This window comes from Solibacillus sp. FSL R7-0682 (assembly GCF_038005985.1).
GTDB lineage: Bacteria > Bacillota > Bacilli > Bacillales_A > Planococcaceae > Solibacillus.
The window spans coordinates 3,450,094-3,467,419 of sequence record NZ_JBBOUI010000001.1; the positions used below are offsets into that span (position 1 = coordinate 3,450,094).

General features: G+C 35.6%; 17 protein-coding genes. 4 read left to right on the forward strand and 13 right to left on the reverse strand.

Annotated elements, in window-relative coordinates:
• Nucleotides 1–5: 5 nt before the first annotated feature.
• From MKZ17_RS17335 to MKZ17_RS17375, 10 genes are all read right to left on the reverse strand, one after another.
• Nucleotides 6–1,508, reverse strand: a complete 1,503-nt coding sequence (locus MKZ17_RS17335) for a phage major capsid protein (RefSeq protein ID WP_340724986.1) — start codon at nt 1,506–1,508, stop codon at nt 6–8.
• Nucleotides 1,505–2,617: a phage portal protein gene (locus MKZ17_RS17340; protein ID WP_340724987.1), complete on the reverse strand. Its 1,113-nt coding sequence runs from the start codon at nt 2,615–2,617 to the stop codon at nt 1,505–1,507. The genes MKZ17_RS17335 and MKZ17_RS17340 overlap by 4 nt, the downstream gene beginning before the upstream one ends.
• Before the next feature lie 147 nt (nt 2,618–2,764).
• A complete protein-coding gene (locus MKZ17_RS17345; protein ID WP_340724988.1) occupies nt 2,765–4,477 on the reverse strand; it encodes a terminase large subunit in 1,713 nt (570 codons plus the stop codon).
• A complete protein-coding gene (locus tag MKZ17_RS17350; protein WP_340724989.1) occupies nt 4,470–4,931 on the reverse strand; it encodes a phage terminase small subunit P27 family in 462 nt (153 codons plus the stop codon). The genes MKZ17_RS17345 and MKZ17_RS17350 overlap by 8 nt, the downstream gene beginning before the upstream one ends.
• 149 nt (nt 4,932–5,080) lie before the next feature.
• Nucleotides 5,081–5,341, reverse strand: a complete 261-nt coding sequence (locus MKZ17_RS20640; protein ID WP_445326954.1) for an HNH endonuclease — start codon at nt 5,339–5,341, stop codon at nt 5,081–5,083.
• Nucleotides 5,342–5,462: 121 nt separating this feature from the next.
• A complete protein-coding gene (locus MKZ17_RS17355; protein WP_340724990.1) occupies nt 5,463–5,678 on the reverse strand; it encodes a hypothetical protein in 216 nt (71 codons plus the stop codon).
• Nucleotides 5,675–5,893: a YozE family protein gene (locus MKZ17_RS17360; protein WP_340724991.1), complete on the reverse strand. Its 219-nt coding sequence runs from the start codon at nt 5,891–5,893 to the stop codon at nt 5,675–5,677. Before MKZ17_RS17360 ends, MKZ17_RS17355 begins: the two co-directional genes overlap by 4 nt.
• Before the next feature lie 373 nt (nt 5,894–6,266).
• Nucleotides 6,267–8,666: a phage/plasmid primase, P4 family gene (locus MKZ17_RS17365; protein WP_340724992.1), complete on the reverse strand. Its 2,400-nt coding sequence runs from the start codon at nt 8,664–8,666 to the stop codon at nt 6,267–6,269.
• 74 nt (nt 8,667–8,740) lie between these two features.
• Nucleotides 8,741–9,013 carry a hypothetical protein gene (locus MKZ17_RS17370; protein WP_340724993.1) on the reverse strand — a complete coding sequence of 91 codons (273 nt, stop codon included), beginning with the start codon at nt 9,011–9,013 and terminating at the stop codon, nt 8,741–8,743.
• The gene (locus MKZ17_RS17375) at nt 9,010–9,237 is read right to left on the reverse strand and encodes a helix-turn-helix domain-containing protein (RefSeq protein WP_340724994.1); all 228 of its coding nucleotides are present in this window, start codon (nt 9,235–9,237) and stop codon (nt 9,010–9,012) included. Before MKZ17_RS17375 ends, MKZ17_RS17370 begins: the two co-directional genes overlap by 4 nt.
• Before the next feature lie 161 nt (nt 9,238–9,398).
• On the opposite strand from MKZ17_RS17375, the gene MKZ17_RS17380 reads away from it, so the two are divergent.
• The gene (locus MKZ17_RS17380) at nt 9,399–10,070 is read left to right on the forward strand and encodes a helix-turn-helix domain-containing protein (protein WP_340724995.1); all 672 of its coding nucleotides are present in this window, start codon (nt 9,399–9,401) and stop codon (nt 10,068–10,070) included.
• 54 nt (nt 10,071–10,124) lie between these two features.
• On the forward strand, nt 10,125–11,309 hold the full coding sequence (locus MKZ17_RS17385) for a site-specific integrase (RefSeq protein WP_340724996.1): 1,185 nt from the start codon (nt 10,125–10,127) through the stop codon (nt 11,307–11,309).
• 47 nt (nt 11,310–11,356) lie between these two features.
• Here the strand turns inward: MKZ17_RS17385 and speB are convergent, their stop codons facing one another.
• A complete protein-coding gene (gene speB / locus MKZ17_RS17390) occupies nt 11,357–12,229 on the reverse strand; it encodes an agmatinase (protein ID WP_340724997.1) in 873 nt (290 codons plus the stop codon).
• Between the two features lie 310 nt (nt 12,230–12,539).
• On the opposite strand from speB, the gene MKZ17_RS17395 reads away from it, so the two are divergent.
• Complete coding sequence (locus MKZ17_RS17395; protein ID WP_340724998.1) at nt 12,540–14,597, forward strand: transglycosylase domain-containing protein; 2,058 nt, start codon at nt 12,540–12,542, stop codon at nt 14,595–14,597.
• Between the two features lie 421 nt (nt 14,598–15,018).
• On the opposite strand, the gene MKZ17_RS17400 is transcribed toward MKZ17_RS17395, so the two are convergent.
• A complete protein-coding gene (locus tag MKZ17_RS17400) occupies nt 15,019–15,531 on the reverse strand; it encodes a YwhD family protein (protein WP_340724999.1) in 513 nt (170 codons plus the stop codon).
• 65 nt (nt 15,532–15,596) lie between these two features.
• Here MKZ17_RS17400 and MKZ17_RS17405 point away from each other — a divergent pair, with 65 nt between their 5' ends.
• Nucleotides 15,597–15,782 (forward strand): 2-hydroxymuconate tautomerase, encoded by a 186-nt coding sequence (locus tag MKZ17_RS17405; RefSeq protein ID WP_340725000.1) that lies wholly within the window; start codon nt 15,597–15,599, stop codon nt 15,780–15,782.
• Nucleotides 15,783–15,876: 94 nt separating this feature from the next.
• Here MKZ17_RS17405 and MKZ17_RS17410 read toward each other — a convergent pair whose 3' ends face one another.
• Nucleotides 15,877–17,163 (reverse strand): HD domain-containing protein, encoded by a 1,287-nt coding sequence (locus tag MKZ17_RS17410; RefSeq protein WP_340725578.1) that lies wholly within the window; start codon nt 17,161–17,163, stop codon nt 15,877–15,879.
• Nucleotides 17,164–17,326 lie beyond the last annotated feature (163 nt).

A 17,326-nucleotide genomic window follows, 5' to 3' on the forward strand; every position in this document is an offset into this window, starting at 1 on the left:
TCAAATTAAGCTGGTGTAATTTCGATGTAACGTGCTGCGTCTGCATCAATTACTTGGTAGTCATTGCGAACGATAACCGCTAACCCTTGTGAATAGTAATCGAATTGTTCCCATTGTGTCGTTACTTGATTTCTACGAGCCACGAAAATAGCTTGTTTAATATCTCCCATAATCATTGGGTAAGTGCCTTCTAATAGGGATGGAAGTAACTTATTTGAAATTACTACGACTGGATTTCCGAATAATGAATAACCACTTGCAGCTGTCACATCTGGTTGAAGGATATAACGTCCATCTGCATCTTTTAATGTATCTAAATAATTAAATGTATCTTGATTCACAATCACCGTTTTATCAAGTGCAGGATCAAGCGTAACGTTGTTTACTTTCTTTAAATCGTCTAATCCTGTTGCATCTACCTTTGTGAAGGCTTTTAGCTTTGTAATGATATTAGCATTGTCTGTATTTTCCACTAACTTTTCAAGTTGTGCCTTAACCTCTCCCACAATGTCAACTGCTGCATCTTCCACAACTTCATTCGATAATGCAATTTTACCAGCTCGTGTTTCTACAGCATATTCAACCTGTGTGAACATATCCGCATCAATATCTGCAATTAATGCTAATTCTGCTTTTGTTGCTAACGTCGCTTCTTGATTCGTTGCAATTGGGTATTTACCTTGTCCATTTGATACTTCTTTCACTGTTGCGTATTGTGCTAAATTATAGCGTTGACGCTTTAGATCGAATACTTCACCGATAACATCTTTAGGAATAACTACATCTGCATTTACTGTTGTAAGTCCATCTCGTACTTGCCCTTGTGAACGAATGTATTGTTCAAATGAACGTGTTTCTGTATTGTCGTTATTTAATAATGTTTTTGCCATTTTGTTATCATCCTTTTTAGTTGTATTTTGATTTACCCACGCTTCATAAGAACGTGTATTTACTTGAACATTGCTTTCGTCATAAGCAGGAACTGTTACGATTGAAATTTCACGTAACGCTTTTACTTTTTCAATACTGCGTGTAACAACCCCATCTTCATTTTCATCAAATGATTCAACACCAATTTCGAAACCGAATGACATCGAATCAATGATGCCAGCTTGGATATTTTTATAAATATCGTTTGCATAGGTTGTATCTTGTAATGTAGCTTCGAATCGAAGTCCAGTTTCATCCACTTCTAACTTTAATGTGCCAGCCTTCACACTTGCTAATGGCTTACCGTAATCATGACCATGTAGCAAAATAACATTTGATAGGTCTACCTCTTTTAATGCTTCTGGTGTAATAACCTCTACAAAGCCACCTAAATCTTTTGAAGGTGTGCCAAATTTAATTGCGTAACCACTAATAACCTTTTCGTCTTGTGTTGTGTCGTCTGATTTTGTATCATCATCTTGAGCGTTTTCTGAATCTGCTTCCCCTGTCTGTGCTTTGGTCGGTGCTTCCAGGTCTGCATTTTCAGTTAAACGCTTTTCTTTTTCTTCATTTGTCATAACGCAACCTCGCTTTCTTTCGTATTCTTTTGTATTAATCTATCGCCATTTTCAATAGGCTCAAGACCGATTTTATGACGCGCTTCATTTATGGTCATAATGGAACTTTCCACTGCTTTCACTGCATTTTCAAAAGTTGTTTGAACGTCACTGTTAAAGCGGTCAACGTTGAAAGTAATATCAACCTCTAGTTTGTTATATAGTTCACCTTCAAATGCCTTAAAATAATGTGTAAGCGTGTTTTGTAAATACATCCGATTAGATTGTTCTGTATTACTGTGGTTTGCTTCCACACCTAAGCGATCTGTAGAAAGTCCATATACTTTTGCAATCTGTTTAGTAGTCCAATCGTTAGAATTAACTAACTTCAAAATTTCGGTGTTAATCTTAATTGGTTCATATTCGAATGTTTCATCGATTACGATTGTTTGAAGTGCTTTGTCTGTGCTACCGTTTGCTTCATCGAATTTTTTTCGAATCGCTTCTTTTGCTTTTGTATCTAAATCAGACTTTTTCACCTTTAGAATACCGCCACCGTTAACACCTCGATTGAAGAATCCTGAAAGCAATTTATTTCCGCTTTCTTGCAACTTCAATTCACCACTCAAAGCGTGCAATGGACTTAAACCTACTAATCCATCCGTTGTGAAATACTTGAAATGAAGAACCTGTTCACTTTTGAGTGTGTACTGCTTGCCATCATCTTTGGTCGTTTCATAAATAATGCTGCCATTATCTAATTGCTTTACGCTCACACTGTTGGTTATCTGGTGAATTGCTTTAACTTTCCCATCTGAATCGCGTTCTATTTCTGCAAAGGCATTTCCGTTTAATAATACATTCGCTGCCATACTGAAAAAGAAATGCCAGCTATCTGTGTATGTGTTAGGCTTATTATTTAATAATTGAACAATCTGCCCTTTCCCCATCAATTCACTTGAAGCAATATCCCCAGCAATGACCTTTACGGCTGTGAAAATATCGCTGTTTCGTAACGCTCTAGTGCTTGTATATTGGATAGCTGTATCATTTGATGTAAGACTAACTAAATGGTCTAGGAACGGCTCTGAACGTGCTTGTACAGCGTTTAAACCTTTAAAGAAACTCATTTATTTTTCCACCCCCTTTCAATTAAGAGAGCAATAATTATAATGAATATGCCACTAGTTAAAAGTGTGTATCCAACGTTTGTTAAAACTCGCACTGCTACCACAATTATTGTTAGCCCTAGTAACAATAGAATCGTATGCAAATGATTAAAAGCTAAATTCTTCAGAAAGGTAAAATTCATTGTCCGCTTTCGCCCCCTCTATATCTTCGAAATGGAACATTGCTTGTGTATAAGCGTTCATTAATGCAGCGATTGGATCAATACGCTCACTGTTACGATTTTTATTAATCATTACACCATTGTTATCAATTTTTAATAACGCATTATTCACCGCATACGTGAGCAACTTATTGCCCGCGTGAACAATTTTCCCATCGTATAACTGTTCTCTGAACGTCCTTGTCGGTGTATTTAACGTATATACACCTTGCCGAATTTCAACTAATGGGAGTCGTTCCTTCTCCAGCTTCGTGACTAATGAATTCGCGTTCCACTTGTCGTAACAAATGGCTTGTACATTTAATTCATTTTCATCTATAAAGTCCATAATCCAATTGAAAATGTCCTCATAATCAATAATGCCACTTGCTAATTTTGTAATAGAACATTCACCCTCTTGTTCTAACGTTACGTAATTAATGCCATCCCTTTTAATCTTTTGAGTAAGTCCATATTTCGTTCCCACCCATGAATGACTATCACAATAGATTTGTCCTGTATCAATTAGTGGAATACACCAGCTAACCGATGTTAAGTCATTTGTTTTCGAAAGGTCGATACCAAAATAAATATCCTTGCCTTTAATATCTGGAATCGGATTGGCTTCCGCTGCCTTCCAATCTTCCACACCGATATAGGAATCCTCACTTGCTTGAAGCCACATGTTGAAATTTTTGACCAATACCGCATTTAAATTGTTTTGTTTACGTGCGATTTGAACATCATCACGAATAGCTGGTAACATCGTTTGCTTAATTTCTTCATGTTCAAAAATGGGATTAGCAGCAATGTATTTTTCTTCATCATCTAACCAATCTTTTGAATCAAGTTCCCATATAGCAATAAAATAACGGTCTGCTTCTTCTTTGCCATTTAAAACCTCTGATAACATTTGATATTCTTCATACATCGGTACGTTTGGATTTAATCCTGCAGTAGAAACGACTGCTAACAAACCATTTTTCTCCTGTGCCATTCCAGACTTTAAAACGTTATAAACTTTGCGGTCTTTCGCTTCATGCCATTCATCTAAAATAACAGTCGTACCAGCATAGCCATCAAGTGTTGACGTGTCAGAAGCTAATGCCATTGCCACACTATTAGAAGAAACGTCACGTATTTCAGCGTTTAAAATCTTTAATTTTTGGCGCATAAAATCGGATTGCTTAACTATTTTATTAAGACTATTCTTCATCATGTTATAGCCTAATTTTGCTTGCTTGAGCGCGTTAGAAACGAATAAAATTTGTCTGCCTTCTGCTGGTTGTTTTTCTACTAATAAAGCATTAGCACCCATACCAGATACTAAATAAGTTTTACCATTCTTACGTGCCATTGAAATAAATGCTCGATTGTATCGCCTGTTATTTGTACCTTTTTCTCGCCATCCATATAGTTCAGATAAAATCCATTTCTGGAATAGCAGCATGTTGATTTTAGCGCCATCTGTGGATGGTAATAATTCAATAAATGCTATTGCTTTATTTGCCTGTCCTTCATCAAAGTAATATGGGAAATCATCACTTTTCGAACGCTCTAAATCTCGCTTAAAACGTTCACATGCCTGTTTGATTTTCTCCCCAGCAAATAATTCACCCGAAAGGATTTTATCTGCATATTCAAGTGCGAAATTAGCCATTGCCTATCAAACTTTCAAACGGATCAACAGGCTTTTCTTTTACTTTATTAAGCGCTAATTTCATTCGACCATCTAAACTAATAGCAAGCGCATTAGCCAGCATACGCATATCTTTAATTGCTTGTGACTGCATTCTGTACGCTGGATTGGCTTTCCCATCTGCTAACACAAGTCCACGTTTATTTATATCGTTTTGACACTCTACAATCGTTCCAACTGCTGCACAATATGAAGCGAGTAACGAATAATCTAATTCCGAAACTGGGACGTCATTTTTTATATACGGAACAATTCGTTCCCACTCTTTTAATGCTTCACCAATTAAATGCTTTGGCGGTGTAACATTTAATTCTGCATACTCAAACAGTTCTTTCTGCATTTCTACACGTTCTAAACGTTCTGCTTTTGAAATATGTGCTTTGGTAGGCTCGACTAATTGAATTTTCTTCCCCATCGAAAAACCTCCATTTAACCTTATTTTATCACAACACTTACTTTTTGTAACTTGATTACTTTTAGTTCATTTTACCTTTTTAAAGGGCAATTTTTGAACAAAAAGCCCTCCTTCTCGGTCCTCCCGTCCACACATTACGCCCCCCTCTTTTATTTAGGAGAGCGTTTCATTCGTTCTCGTTTCGTTTTAATCGCATGATGATGATGGCATAAACTAGATAGGTTACTTTCATCTAATCGCTTTGACCAATCATCTTTAATCTCAATCACGTGATCCACAACATCTGCTTTAACTGCTAATCCAAGTTTCAGACATTCTTCGCAAATTGGATGAGTTAAGCGGTACTGAAAGGATAGATTTTGCCATAACTTGCTTCTATAAAACTTTCTATATTGTCCGTCCTTTTCCATACGCTCGGAATAAGATTCCTGTTTACGCAGCGTACGTGGTTTATGCTGGTTACAATAATGTTGGTCGTAATCTACTAATATTCTGCATGTAGAATACTTACATTGACGTTTTGGTTTCAATTTAGAAATCTATTCCACTTAGAAATTTAATACTAGCTTCCACATCGAATGATTCTGTCATTTTCATGTATGGACTTGTAATTGTGACTACTGTTCCACCTTCGTAATTCACTTTTGCTATTTTGCTTTCTGCTTTAAAGTCGATATGTTCCACATCATTTTGACCTTCAATAACTTTGCGTAACTTCTCTCCGTCGAAATACGTTAGTTTTTTCATTGTGCTAGCTCCTTACCTTGTACTGTTAAATATTCATTCCATGCATCATTGAACATTTGCTTTGACCATTCCCCAGCATTTTGATTGATTAGATATAACATGATTTCAAAGTAATTATCGCTATCTGGGAATGTCTCATCTTCTGCTACGTCTGTTGATAAAAATCCGTATTCTGCCCAATCTGAACAATTTAAAAGCCAATATTTGAATGTCATTTTAATTCCTCCAATTTGTATAGTTATCATACTCTTATCAAACGTTTTTTATTGTTATGGCATCACCTCCAAAACTAAAGACTTTGTAACTGAAATTAACTGTACTTGTAACCGAACCATTTATTTTAGTTACATGGACAAACCTTAGAGCAATAAGGCTTTTATCATTCTTGTAACTGTAACCGTAATTTTTACTTAATTTATATTTTTATATAGAACCCTTATTAATGAAGATGACTACTTTTTTATAAAAGTTAATAAATTTTCAGTTACAGGGTTACAAATTGTTTTGAGCCTTACAGCCATAAGGGAATTGTCTGTAACTGAAATATTTTTTTCGGTTACACATTTCAGTTACAGTTACAAATTCCAGCTACACGACTTTCAACTTTTCGTTTTTATATGTTTTCTGTGGCTTGCTTTTATCTGGGAAACCGATTCCCATTCTGTCTAAATCACCAATAGCAATTAAATCCGTATACTCGAATCGCTTGTTACCGTCTACCCATTCATCTGATAAAAGAACTCTAAATTGTTTATGGAACTTTCTATCTGAAATGAATTTATAGCCATTTTCATTACAGAAATGCTTGTACATGGCATAAACAATGTTTTTCGGTATTTCTTTCAATCTCCATTCATCAAATACGTTTGACTTAAAATCTACAACGGGATCATTGTCTTGTTGGAATTCTTCAAGTTCAATTTCCGATGCTGCTGGAATATCAAATTTTTCAAAGTCCATATTTATCGCTTTATGGAGAACGTATTGCAACACTTGGTCATTTTTGATGTATTCGTCTTTGATTTTGAAGTTTTCAATCTCTCCATTAAAATTGGCATTAAAGGGAACAATTACGATACGTCTAATTGTGCCTGTTGTCTTATTTTTGAACTTAGGCATACCGTTAGTTGATTGGATAACACTGCATCGAAAAATTGTACTATAAATAGGCTTGTTCTTCTGCTCAACGATTACACGATCCCCAGTAACAACACTGTTAAAATTGGATGAATCATCAATGTAAACATTCGCTGGTACATCATCACCGATTACTACCGTTTTCCCTTCAAGCAAACTCAATTTAAATCGTTCATCAAATTCGTTCACCTTTAAGGTTGCGATATTTTGCACACCGATTAAATTTGTAATAAGTTCTTGAAATGTTCCTTTACCATTGTTCCCTTCACCTAACAAGAAAATGGATTTTTTACGAGTGTAATTGCCATTCAATGAATCATTAATAACTTGCCACAACAAATTGACAATTTCGGCATCACCACAAGCAATGGAGTCTAGCCAACTTTCAACATCCCAATTATCAATAATTAGATTAGTAGGTTTTGTAACATAAGGAGTCGCTATTTTTGATGTAAAAACATATTCTGGTGTAAATGGCTCTAACGTTTTCGTTTGAAGATTAAATACACCATTTTCAACAGGAATTAAAAATCTGCTTGCTGTTCTTTCTTTAACCTGTGCTTGATTGGTCAAATGGTAAATCACTTCATTCGCCTTTGCTTCGTTTAATGAAGGTTCTAACCAACTAATTACACGCTTTATTAAAGTTGCATTATTGGTGTATGTCCCTTCTGACAGTTGATACATAGCAAGCCTTGTATTTTCTTCTAAATCGAATAGTACAAACGAAATATATTCTTGTAATACGATTGCGCATCGAATAGGTGAAATGGTACTTGGTTTCTTGCCTTTTCCTCCTGCTTCTTCCCATGCTGCAATTGCAAGCGCCAATTCTTTGAACCGCCTATCTCTCAATGTTTTTTGAAGGTCGATTTGCGAAGAATCTTTTTCGCTTACATAAATTTGAAAACCATCCTTATTAGGTTCAAAGATGCTCGTACATTCAGCTATTGCTTTTAGTAGGGTTTCATCGCCATAAGTTGTGGAATTTTGCATCCTATCCCATTTCAAAGGATCTGTTGAACCTTTTCTATCTGCATAAATTGAAGATTTACGATAAATACTGTCCATCATGCTGTAATCGCATTTTGTCCAAAAAGCTAAATCATTACAGAAAGCCATATCAGCATCTGATGCCGATTGATATTTATTTTCCCAGCCACCATACATAAATAGTTTAAAGCGGTCACCACTTTTACTGTTTTCAGCAATTTTTATAAGCCTATCCTCTGATAGTCCCGCTTTACCTCTGTCGCCTGGTTGGTCTGTTGTTTTCAATGTGGAAGTCCTCTGTTCACGCTTGAATACTTTTTCGATGAATGCATTAATTTCTTCACTTTCACTAATAGGCAAATTATTAATCGCTTCACCAGTGAATGTTATAAAGCGTTTGTTACTGTATATTTCAAACCCTAATTTTGTGTTTTTATTTTTATATTTCTCGCTATCATGCTGAAATTTCACCCACACATGAATACCTTTTCCACTCGGTGATACTTCCGAATAGGATAGATTCACAATTTCTTCTGCTAACTCAGGTAGGTAATCCACACTTTCAAGACCATCAATATCTATACATGCATACGGATCACTTTCAGTTAAAACAAAGCCTATTCCTTCGCCTATACCATTTTCATATGCTTCTAAAGCGTTTTTGAAGGTGTCCCATGATTTTGAATCAATCGAACTGGCTCTATTAATGCCGCTTGTTTGATACAAAACTTTTGTATATTTTTTTGTAGCATCATCTAACTCCGCTTTCCAAACAACCCATTGTTTTAAATGCTTTAATTCATCTGGAATGCTCTCCTCATTCACTATTAAAATTTCAGATGTATTTGATATAGTCAATTGCTCACCTACTTCCTGTTCTAAGATGTATCTTTTATAAATACGCCCACCAAGCCTATTTTTTTATTGTTTAACTACCACTCTGCGAAAATCTCATCGAGTACTTTTTTAATTGCTTCAACTTTGTAAAGCCTTTTGCGATCTCGTTTGATTTCTATTGCTTTAACCCTGGCATCACATAATACAAAAGATTCTAATGTTCTTTTAGATAATGAAGTCAATTCGCTCAGCTTAGCGACATCTATATACCAAAGCGAATTTACTAAAGACTGTTCAATTTGCTTTTGAACTTCTTCTTTAACTAACTTTTCATCAACCTCAATTTTGATCGCTGCCATTTGGTTCATGATTCCCCTCCTAAATTTACAAATTCAAATATTTCATTCATTTCAACAGATAAAGCATTCGCTATCTTTTGTGCGCTTTTCGGAGTAAGCGTAATTTTATTGTTTAAAAGTAACGAAATTGTCGTTTTATTGACTTTAGCAATATCACTTAAAATTTTTTGGTTATAACCATTCAAAGCCATAGACAATAAAATCTCACTTTTTTTAGCTTTACACTTAATCATGTAACCACCTCACATTTTCAATCATTCTACAATAGATTAATTATAAGTTAACTCATTTTCAATCAAATTACAATAATCAAATTATTTTTTCATGTTTTATTATTGTTATTTGATTGTTTTTTTAAATTGAAACCATTATTATTTCTTTATGGAGGTGCTATATGTTAAAGGGAGAATCATTTGGTGATTTTTTAAAATCGTACAGACAAGAACGAGGAATGAGCACACATGACATTCATAGTGAAACAGGTGTATCACAACCATACCTTTCTCAAATAGAGAATGGCAAAAAGCCATCAATTAAGATAATAAAAAGAATTAGCGATGGATTAGGTCTCAATTATCATTACTTGATGAGGCTAGCGGGGTATATTACTGAGAAAGATATAGATAATTTGTACAAAAAATTAGAAAGCAGAGAAAAAGAATTAAAATCGCTATTATCACGATACAAAGCAAAAAATGACGAATTGCTCTATTTAAAATCCAATCTCCACAAATACATGAAGGAATCAAATGACACAACTAAGCTTCAAGAAATAAGTCAACTGATTGCATTTACAGAACATGAATTAAAGTCTCTCAAAGTTGTTATTGAAGAACTTAAACATGAAATTATAGGTATAACAATGCAATTAGACTCTAGTTTAAATGGTTTAGAAGAAAAGCAAACGAAGGAAATAATATCAGATCTATTGGAATTCTCCAATACAAGTGTTGATTTATTAGAAGTTTTATCTTCAGAGATTTCAATTACTTTTGGGAATAGGACACTTACAAATTTAGAAAAAAAACAAATACTTTCAGTAATAAAAGCTTTACTCGATAATTAATTTACAATCATCCCTATAAAGATGCCCACCAAGCGTTGAAGGGAATGTAATCAAATGGAATATAAAAAATCAAACAAAGAAAAAGAAGTATATTCATACGAAAATGTAAAAGGTATTAAACTCTGGATGTATCGCCATAAATACTATGATGGCATTACTGGAAAGCGTAAAGAGAAGAAAAAAAGTGGATTTGAAACAGAAAAAGCAGCTATTAAAGCCCTTCTGGAAGTAAAGGCTCAAACGCTGCGAGGTGAAACGAAATCTATTGAAAATGATAATTTAACTGTAGCACAATGGCTTGATACTTGGTATGAAACAAACCATAAGAAATGGAAGCCAGCTACTGCCACTCAAAGAGAGTCTTTTATCAGGCTTCAATTAAAGCCACTTATCGGTCATGTAAAGCTGAATAAACTCGATAAACTTACTTATCAAAGATTGTTTCTAGATAAATTAGTGGATAAATATAAACCTTCCACAATACGTTCTTTTCATGTCATTATGAGAACAGCCATTAATGCAGCTATTGAAGAAGAAATTTTATTAAGAAATAAACTAGCTGGAGCTGTGCTACCAACTAAAAGAGAAGGAATCAGTGACGATAATTTTTTATCCCCTGATCAGTTAAACGTGTTCTTAAAAACTGTGGAAGAAAACGAGGATATTACACACTCTACCCTTTTTCACTTGCTCGCCTATACTGGTATGCGAAAAGGTGAAGCTTTAGGACTCCAGTGGAATAACATTGACTTTGATAATCGTACTATTGAGATTATAAAACATCGTGGATCGCATGGAATCGGCTCTACAAAAACCCAAAATAGTGAACGGACAATCAAAGTAGATGAAATAGTCATCTTCCAACTGAAAGCTTATCACAAGGCTTTAAAACAAGTTCTTTTGAAATACGGACAAAAAATCGAACCATCGACATTTATATTTTTGTCACTTAATACTGGTGAGCCATTAGCGCCTACTGGAGTAAATGCTAATTTTAATCGAATGGTTACATTAGCTAAATTACCAAAAACAACGGTACATGGTTTGAGACATACCCATGCCACAATTTTATTAAATAATGGCATTCCTGTAAAAGCGATTGCTGAACGTCTAGGGAATACTCCTGAAATGATCCATACCGTTTATGGGCATGTTTTAAAAGAACTTGAAGATAAAACTGTAAACGTCTTTAGTACGTCTTTACAACAAAGTGGGGCTAAAAGTGGGGCTAATTTATAGCTCCCCTCTCTTAACCCCTTGATATTATTGACTTCCTTATTCCCCTGCTATTTCACCCAACCTAAAATCATTTCGCGAATTAATTTTGCAGCTGTGTTTACTGTTATTTCTGAATGGTCATACACTGGCGCTACCTCTACTAAGTCGAAGCCAACAACATTCACTTCAGAGCGAGCAATTTCATGAATCGATGCCAGCAATTCCTTTGGTGTAATACCTCCTGCATCTACCGTACCTGTACCTGGTGCGTGTGCTGGGTCAAGGACGTCAATATCAATTGTCACGTAAACATTACGTCCTTTTAATGAAGGCAGGATTTGTTTTAACGGCTCGAATACTTCAAATAATGAAATATGCATGCCATTTTCTTTCGCCCATTGTAGCTCTTCCTTTAAACCAGAACGAATACCAAATGAGTACACATTGTTTGGTCCGATTGTATCCGCGATTTTACGAATAGGTGTAGCATGCGAATACGGCTCTCCTTCATAATCCGAACGTAAATCGGTATGTGCATCAAAATGAATCACTGCTAAATCTTCATATTTTTCGTAAACAGCTTCCATAACAGGTAGCGATACTAAATGCTCGCCGCCCATTCCAACTGGTACTTTACCATCTGCTAAAACTTTACGAACGAAATCTTTAATTTCAGCTAATGATTTCTCAGGATTTCCAAAAGGTAATGGAATATCCCCTGCATCGAAAAATGGTACTTCTCCCAGTTCACGATCTAAATAAAAACTATATTCCTCTAAACCTATCGATACTTCACGAATACGAGCTGGTCCAAATCGTTGTCCTGGTCGGTAACTTACTGTCCAGTCCATTGGCATGCCGTATAGTACAGCTTTACTCTCTTCGTAATTTTGATGGCTTTTTATAAACATATTGCCTGCGTAAGTTTCATCAAACCTCATCAATGGTCACCAATCTTTCATTAATTAATGTTATTTATTTATATCCATTACCTCAAATTAGTTATTTATCCGATTTATTGAACAAACATGCATATGAATCGATGAAATTGCTCATACTAAAACTACGATATGAAACCTTTGTTCGCTATTTTCGTATAATTAAAGGCAACTGACAATTGTCGACATTTTTTTCGCTATGACAAAAGTATAGTTGTTTTCATTAAAAGTGCAAGAAATTTATCGTGACTTTTTTACATTCATTATCAATACATTTTTTGCACAATATTATTAGAAATCGAGGTGGAAAGAGTTGAAAAGACAGCAATATAAAAAACAAAAGAATCGCAAAAAATTTGGTAAAAAAATCTTTTTATTTACCATTGGTTTTATTTGTGCTGTCGCTGTCGCCCTCCTTTCATTACGCATATACGCACAGGTTGCCGGTGCCCCACCGCTTACTGTGCCAAAAGCATCTATCTTTTTAGATCACCAAAATAATCAAATTGGCGATTATTACACTGGTGAACGCCGTTATTGGACTGAGTTAAAAGATATATCACCCTATTTAATTGATGCAACGGTCGCAGTAGAGGATAAAGATTTTTATGAGCATGGTGGCTTCGATTACTCACGTATTGCTGGTGCCGTTCTTGCAGATATTAAAGCTGGTAGTAAAGTACAGGGAGCCAGTACATTAACGCAACAATATGCCCGAAATCTTTACTTAACCCACGAAAAAACATGGACTCGTAAATTAAATGAAGCACTATTTGCTTATCGTATCGAAGTGTTTTATTCGAAAGATGAAATTTTAGAAGGTTATTTAAATACCGTCTATTATGGCCATGGAATGTACGGAGTGGAAGCAGCCAGTAGATATTTTTATGGGAAATCGGCAAAGGATTTAACGTTATCTGAAGCGTCCATGCTTGCAGGTGTGCCAAAAGGACCGAGCTATTATTCTCCGCTTAACAACTTAGAAAAGGCGACGAATCGGCAACAGGTTATTTTGCGCTTGATGAATGACCAAGGCAAAATTACAGAGGAAGAAATGACCCGTGCAAAGTCTGAACAAATCGTATTAAAAAATGATCAATGGCTTGCTACAAAATCTATTGCCCCATACTTTTTAGACGTTGTTTGGGATGAAGCGACAGATATTTTAGCTTCAAAAAATTTAAGCATTAGTGAAGGCGGTTGGACGATTCAAACGACCTTAAACCAGGCTCATCAGCGCGCAGCTGAAAATGCAGTAAAAAACAATATGCCAAATAGTGAATTACAGGTTGGGTTTGTTAGTATGGATGTCGATACTGGTTATGTAACAGCACTTGTGGGAGGACGCGATTATAGCACAAGTTCGTTTAACCGTGTATCTCTCGGTAATCGTCAACCAGGCTCTGCAATCAAACCGATTCTATATGCAGCTGCACTTGAAAAAGGCTATCAACCAATGTCGTTTTTAGATGTAAGTAAAACAACCTTTACGTATGATAGTGGTCGCGCAACTTACACTCCACAAAATATTAATCAGGAATATGCGGACCATGAGCTATCAATGGCTCAAGCGCTTGCTATTTCGGATAATGTATACGCAGTAAAAACACTTGAGGATATCGGTTATCGTTCGTTCCGAGACATACAAAAACGTTTTGGACTTAATTTTTCGGAAAAAGATAACCCATCCATTGCACTTGGTACGACGGAAAATTCACTGTACGATTTAACAAATGCGTACAACATTATTGCTGCTGGTGGTGAGAAGCGCAAGGCCACAACAATCTTATCGATTACGGATGCTAAAGGAAACGTTGTATATGAATATAAACCGCCTAAAAAAGAACAGGTGATTTCAAAAGAGGACGCATTTGTATTAACACAAATGATGACTGGCTTATTTGATCCTGTATTTAGTGACTACTCACCTGCAACTGGACTTTCATTAAGATCACGTATGTCGCATACGTATGCAGCAAAATCGGGGACTACAAATAGTGATCAATGGATGATTGGCTTTACCCCAAGCTTAACTGCTGGGGTTTGGAATGGCTATGACCAAGGTAAAACGCTTTCGGTGCAAGTAGATATGGCTGCTTCAAAACAAGTATGGATTGAGTTTATGGAAACTGCACTGAATGGGAAAACAAAAGAAAATTTTGAAATGCCAAAAGGTGTTGAACCTGTCACGGTAGATATCCATAGTGGAAAGCTTGCAAACAGTTCTTGTCCTGAACAGCGTGTTATTTATTTTAAATCCGAAGATGTTCCAACAGAGCCTTGTTCGACTTTTGACTTCTTCGACTCTGATTCGTGGAATAACATTATTGAAAGTCTACCTTTTGAAGCATTCCGTTCTTTTTGGGAATAACACATTTTATGGTTTTATTATCCAAAAATTATGTGTTTGATTTTTGAAATCCACCTTATAAAATTCCAATTATTCACTATAAATTTTATTAAAAAAGCTCTTTCGTCTCCGGATCAAGTCCGTAAAACGAAAGAGCTTTTCTATTGTGGTAAATGAAAGGATGAGAACCATGGGGCATTCGGCTTGGGTTGTTCAAATGCCGCATAATCCTCATCACTATTCATTGTCCACGTGTCCTAGCCTACTATTTGTAAGCTTTAAATTCAGTTTACTTTCTTTTGAAAGCAGTTTCAACCACGTATTCGATATGTTTATAAAATGTCACATATTGTTCACTGAATTAATTCACTTTTCTAAAAAAATAATTGACTGCATCGTAATATACTAATTTATATTTTTATCCATTTTTGTAATTTCCAATTTATGATAAATCATTATGAAGCTGTGCTTCACTATTATTCCACATTTCTAAATTGTGGTCTTTTAAGAAGCTCGCTAATACTTTTTTCGATTTTCCATCCATATGTTCAACCATTATTTTACGTTTCATTGACTTATCCATTCGATTAACATGGTCTGCTAAAATTTTGTAGCCACGGCGTTTTTCACGATTTACAACCATCTCACAAGCTGTGACACCTGCAAAATAAGCGCCTGTCTCTTTATGATCAATCGTCACCCAAACTAACCAGTAATCTTTACCGCCCTCTGAGTCTTCACGATTCACAGTAAATTTGATGCCTTTTTCAACTGCACTTTTCGCATGCATTGCACCAACGTCAACAATGGCTGTTCCTTCAGCAACATCGATTATAACAGGAGACACATTTTCTAAAGATAAGGAGCCAATGCCAAATCCTTTATGTCCATCAGTTGGATCGTTTTTTATAATTGTAAAACCCATTTTTGGTTTTGATTTTTCTTCATTTGCCATTGTAAATACCTCCAATTACGCTATTATAATTACTATACACTATATTTTACGCAGGAGGCGACTTTATGCCAATCGTTACGATTAAAATGATAGAAGGACGCACAGATGAGCAAAAACGTGCGCTTGTAGAAGAAGTTACAAAAGCAGTATCAGCAACAGTAAACGCACCAGTTGAAAATGTATCGATTATTATTGAGGAAATGTCTAAAAACCACTATGCAACAGCGGGTGTACGCTATAGTGACAAGTAATAATTTCTGATTTTTCAGGAAAAGAAAAAGCAACATCTCATGTAAGTTGGCACTGAGTGTCCTTTTACAGATGATGTTGCTTTATTTTTGGCGACTAACAGGCAGTAATTTGAAGTAATTGACGGATTTCATTGCGTAATGACAAAGGAATATTTTCGTTATCAAAAAGCTCCTCTGGATAATACACTTTATGATCGACTTTAATTCTTCCTGCGATTGCTTCAACAATTAAACTTTGCTCTGAAAGCTCCTGTTGCTGTCCGTCCTGCATCAATAGGAAAATTGGCTTTTTCGTCCCTTCAATGCCAGGACGGTAAAAATCATAAGGCAAATCAGACGTTGAATCATGAACTAAATAATAATCTGGGTTTAGCCCAGCTTCGTTAAACAATCGGCGAAGCTCTGAATAAATTTCTGGCTGCTCAAATGGATTTAAGCTTACATATTGAAATAATTTTCGATTGACAAACCTTCTGCTTAAATCACTTAAGATTTCATCCTGCTCATGGATCCAAAATTGGAAATAAGCAAGCATTATGCTTTCATCTAATACTAAATAATCTTCAATCGTCACACTGCCTTTAAAAAATGGTACAAAGAAGATTGGCTCCTGTTTAAATTGATAACCTTGCTGCCATAGTTCCTTCACACGTTTTAATATATGATTTAATACAACTTCCGCGCTACGTGACACGGGATGGAAGTATATTTGTAAATACATTTGATAACGCGACATAATATAATGCTCTACAGCATGCATACCACTTTCTTTTATAACGACGCCATTTTTTCGTGGTCGCATGACCCGCATAATACGCTCCATATCAAAATGACCGTAACTAACCCCTGTATAATAAGCATCTCGCTGCAAGTAGTCCATACGATCTGCATCAATTTGGCTCGATATTAAACTAACGACAAGCTCATTCGGATACGTTTTCTCAATCACTTGCGCTACCTTTTCAGGAAAATCATCGGCAACTCGTCGAAGTACAGAATTGACTTCTGTATCCCCTAATAAAATTTGGCGAGTAAAATATTCATGATCGGTTTGGAATACATTTTCAAAAGCATGTGAAAATGGCCCATGTCCTAAATCATGAAGTAACGCTGCACATAATACTAATAAGCGCTCCCCTTCATCCCATTCAGGTCTTCCTTTAAATACGTCATCAATAATGCGTCGGACAATTTCATATACACCTAATGAATGGTTGAATCGACTATGCTCTGCACCATGAAACACTAAATACGTAGTACCTAACTGTTTAATTCTTCGTAGCCGCTGAAATTCACGAGTCTTTACTAAATCCCATATTACTTGATCACGTACATGTACGTAGCGGTGAACCGGATCTTTAAACACTTTTTCTTCCTGCATTTTTGCTTCTGCATAAGTAGTCACCTAGATCAACCTCCTTACTACTAGCTCTTTATTTCTTATTATAGAGGACATTTTACATAGTGGGAAACAACAAGGACAAAAAAACTACTAGTTACATATGAATGCAGCTAGTAGTTTATCTTACATAAATGAGCATTAA

Excerpts from the sequence above, each read along its gene's own strand:
- MKZ17_RS20640 (WP_445326954.1), bottom strand. The coding sequence starts at position 5,341 with ATGGAAAAGGACGGACAATATAGAAAGTTTTATAGAAGCAAGTTATGG.
- MKZ17_RS17335 (WP_340724986.1), bottom strand. The coding sequence starts at position 1,508 with ATGACAAATGAAGAAAAAGAAAAGCGTTTAACTGAAAATGCAGACCTG.
- speB (WP_340724997.1), bottom strand. The coding sequence starts at position 12,229 with ATGAGGTTTGATGAAACTTACGCAGGCAATATGTTTATAAAAAGCCAT.
- MKZ17_RS17350 (WP_340724989.1), bottom strand. The coding sequence starts at position 4,931 with ATGGGGAAGAAAATTCAATTAGTCGAGCCTACCAAAGCACATATTTCA.
- MKZ17_RS17375 (WP_340724994.1), bottom strand. The coding sequence starts at position 9,237 with ATGATTAAGTGTAAAGCTAAAAAAAGTGAGATTTTATTGTCTATGGCT.
- MKZ17_RS17355 (WP_340724990.1), bottom strand. The coding sequence starts at position 5,678 with ATGAAAAAACTAACGTATTTCGACGGAGAGAAGTTACGCAAAGTTATT.
- MKZ17_RS17345 (WP_340724988.1), bottom strand. The coding sequence starts at position 4,477 with ATGGCTAATTTCGCACTTGAATATGCAGATAAAATCCTTTCGGGTGAA.
- MKZ17_RS17385 (WP_340724996.1), top strand. The coding sequence starts at position 10,125 with ATGGAATATAAAAAATCAAACAAAGAAAAAGAAGTATATTCATACGAA.
- MKZ17_RS17340 (WP_340724987.1), bottom strand. The coding sequence starts at position 2,617 with ATGAGTTTCTTTAAAGGTTTAAACGCTGTACAAGCACGTTCAGAGCCG.
- MKZ17_RS17380 (WP_340724995.1), top strand. The coding sequence starts at position 9,399 with ATGTTAAAGGGAGAATCATTTGGTGATTTTTTAAAATCGTACAGACAA.
- MKZ17_RS17400 (WP_340724999.1), bottom strand. The coding sequence starts at position 15,531 with ATGGCAAATGAAGAAAAATCAAAACCAAAAATGGGTTTTACAATTATA.
- MKZ17_RS17405 (WP_340725000.1), top strand. The coding sequence starts at position 15,597 with ATGCCAATCGTTACGATTAAAATGATAGAAGGACGCACAGATGAGCAA.
- MKZ17_RS17370 (WP_340724993.1), bottom strand. The coding sequence starts at position 9,013 with ATGAACCAAATGGCAGCGATCAAAATTGAGGTTGATGAAAAGTTAGTT.
- MKZ17_RS17410 (WP_340725578.1), bottom strand. The coding sequence starts at position 17,163 with ATGCAGGAAGAAAAAGTGTTTAAAGATCCGGTTCACCGCTACGTACAT.
- MKZ17_RS17360 (WP_340724991.1), bottom strand. The coding sequence starts at position 5,893 with ATGACATTCAAATATTGGCTTTTAAATTGTTCAGATTGGGCAGAATAC.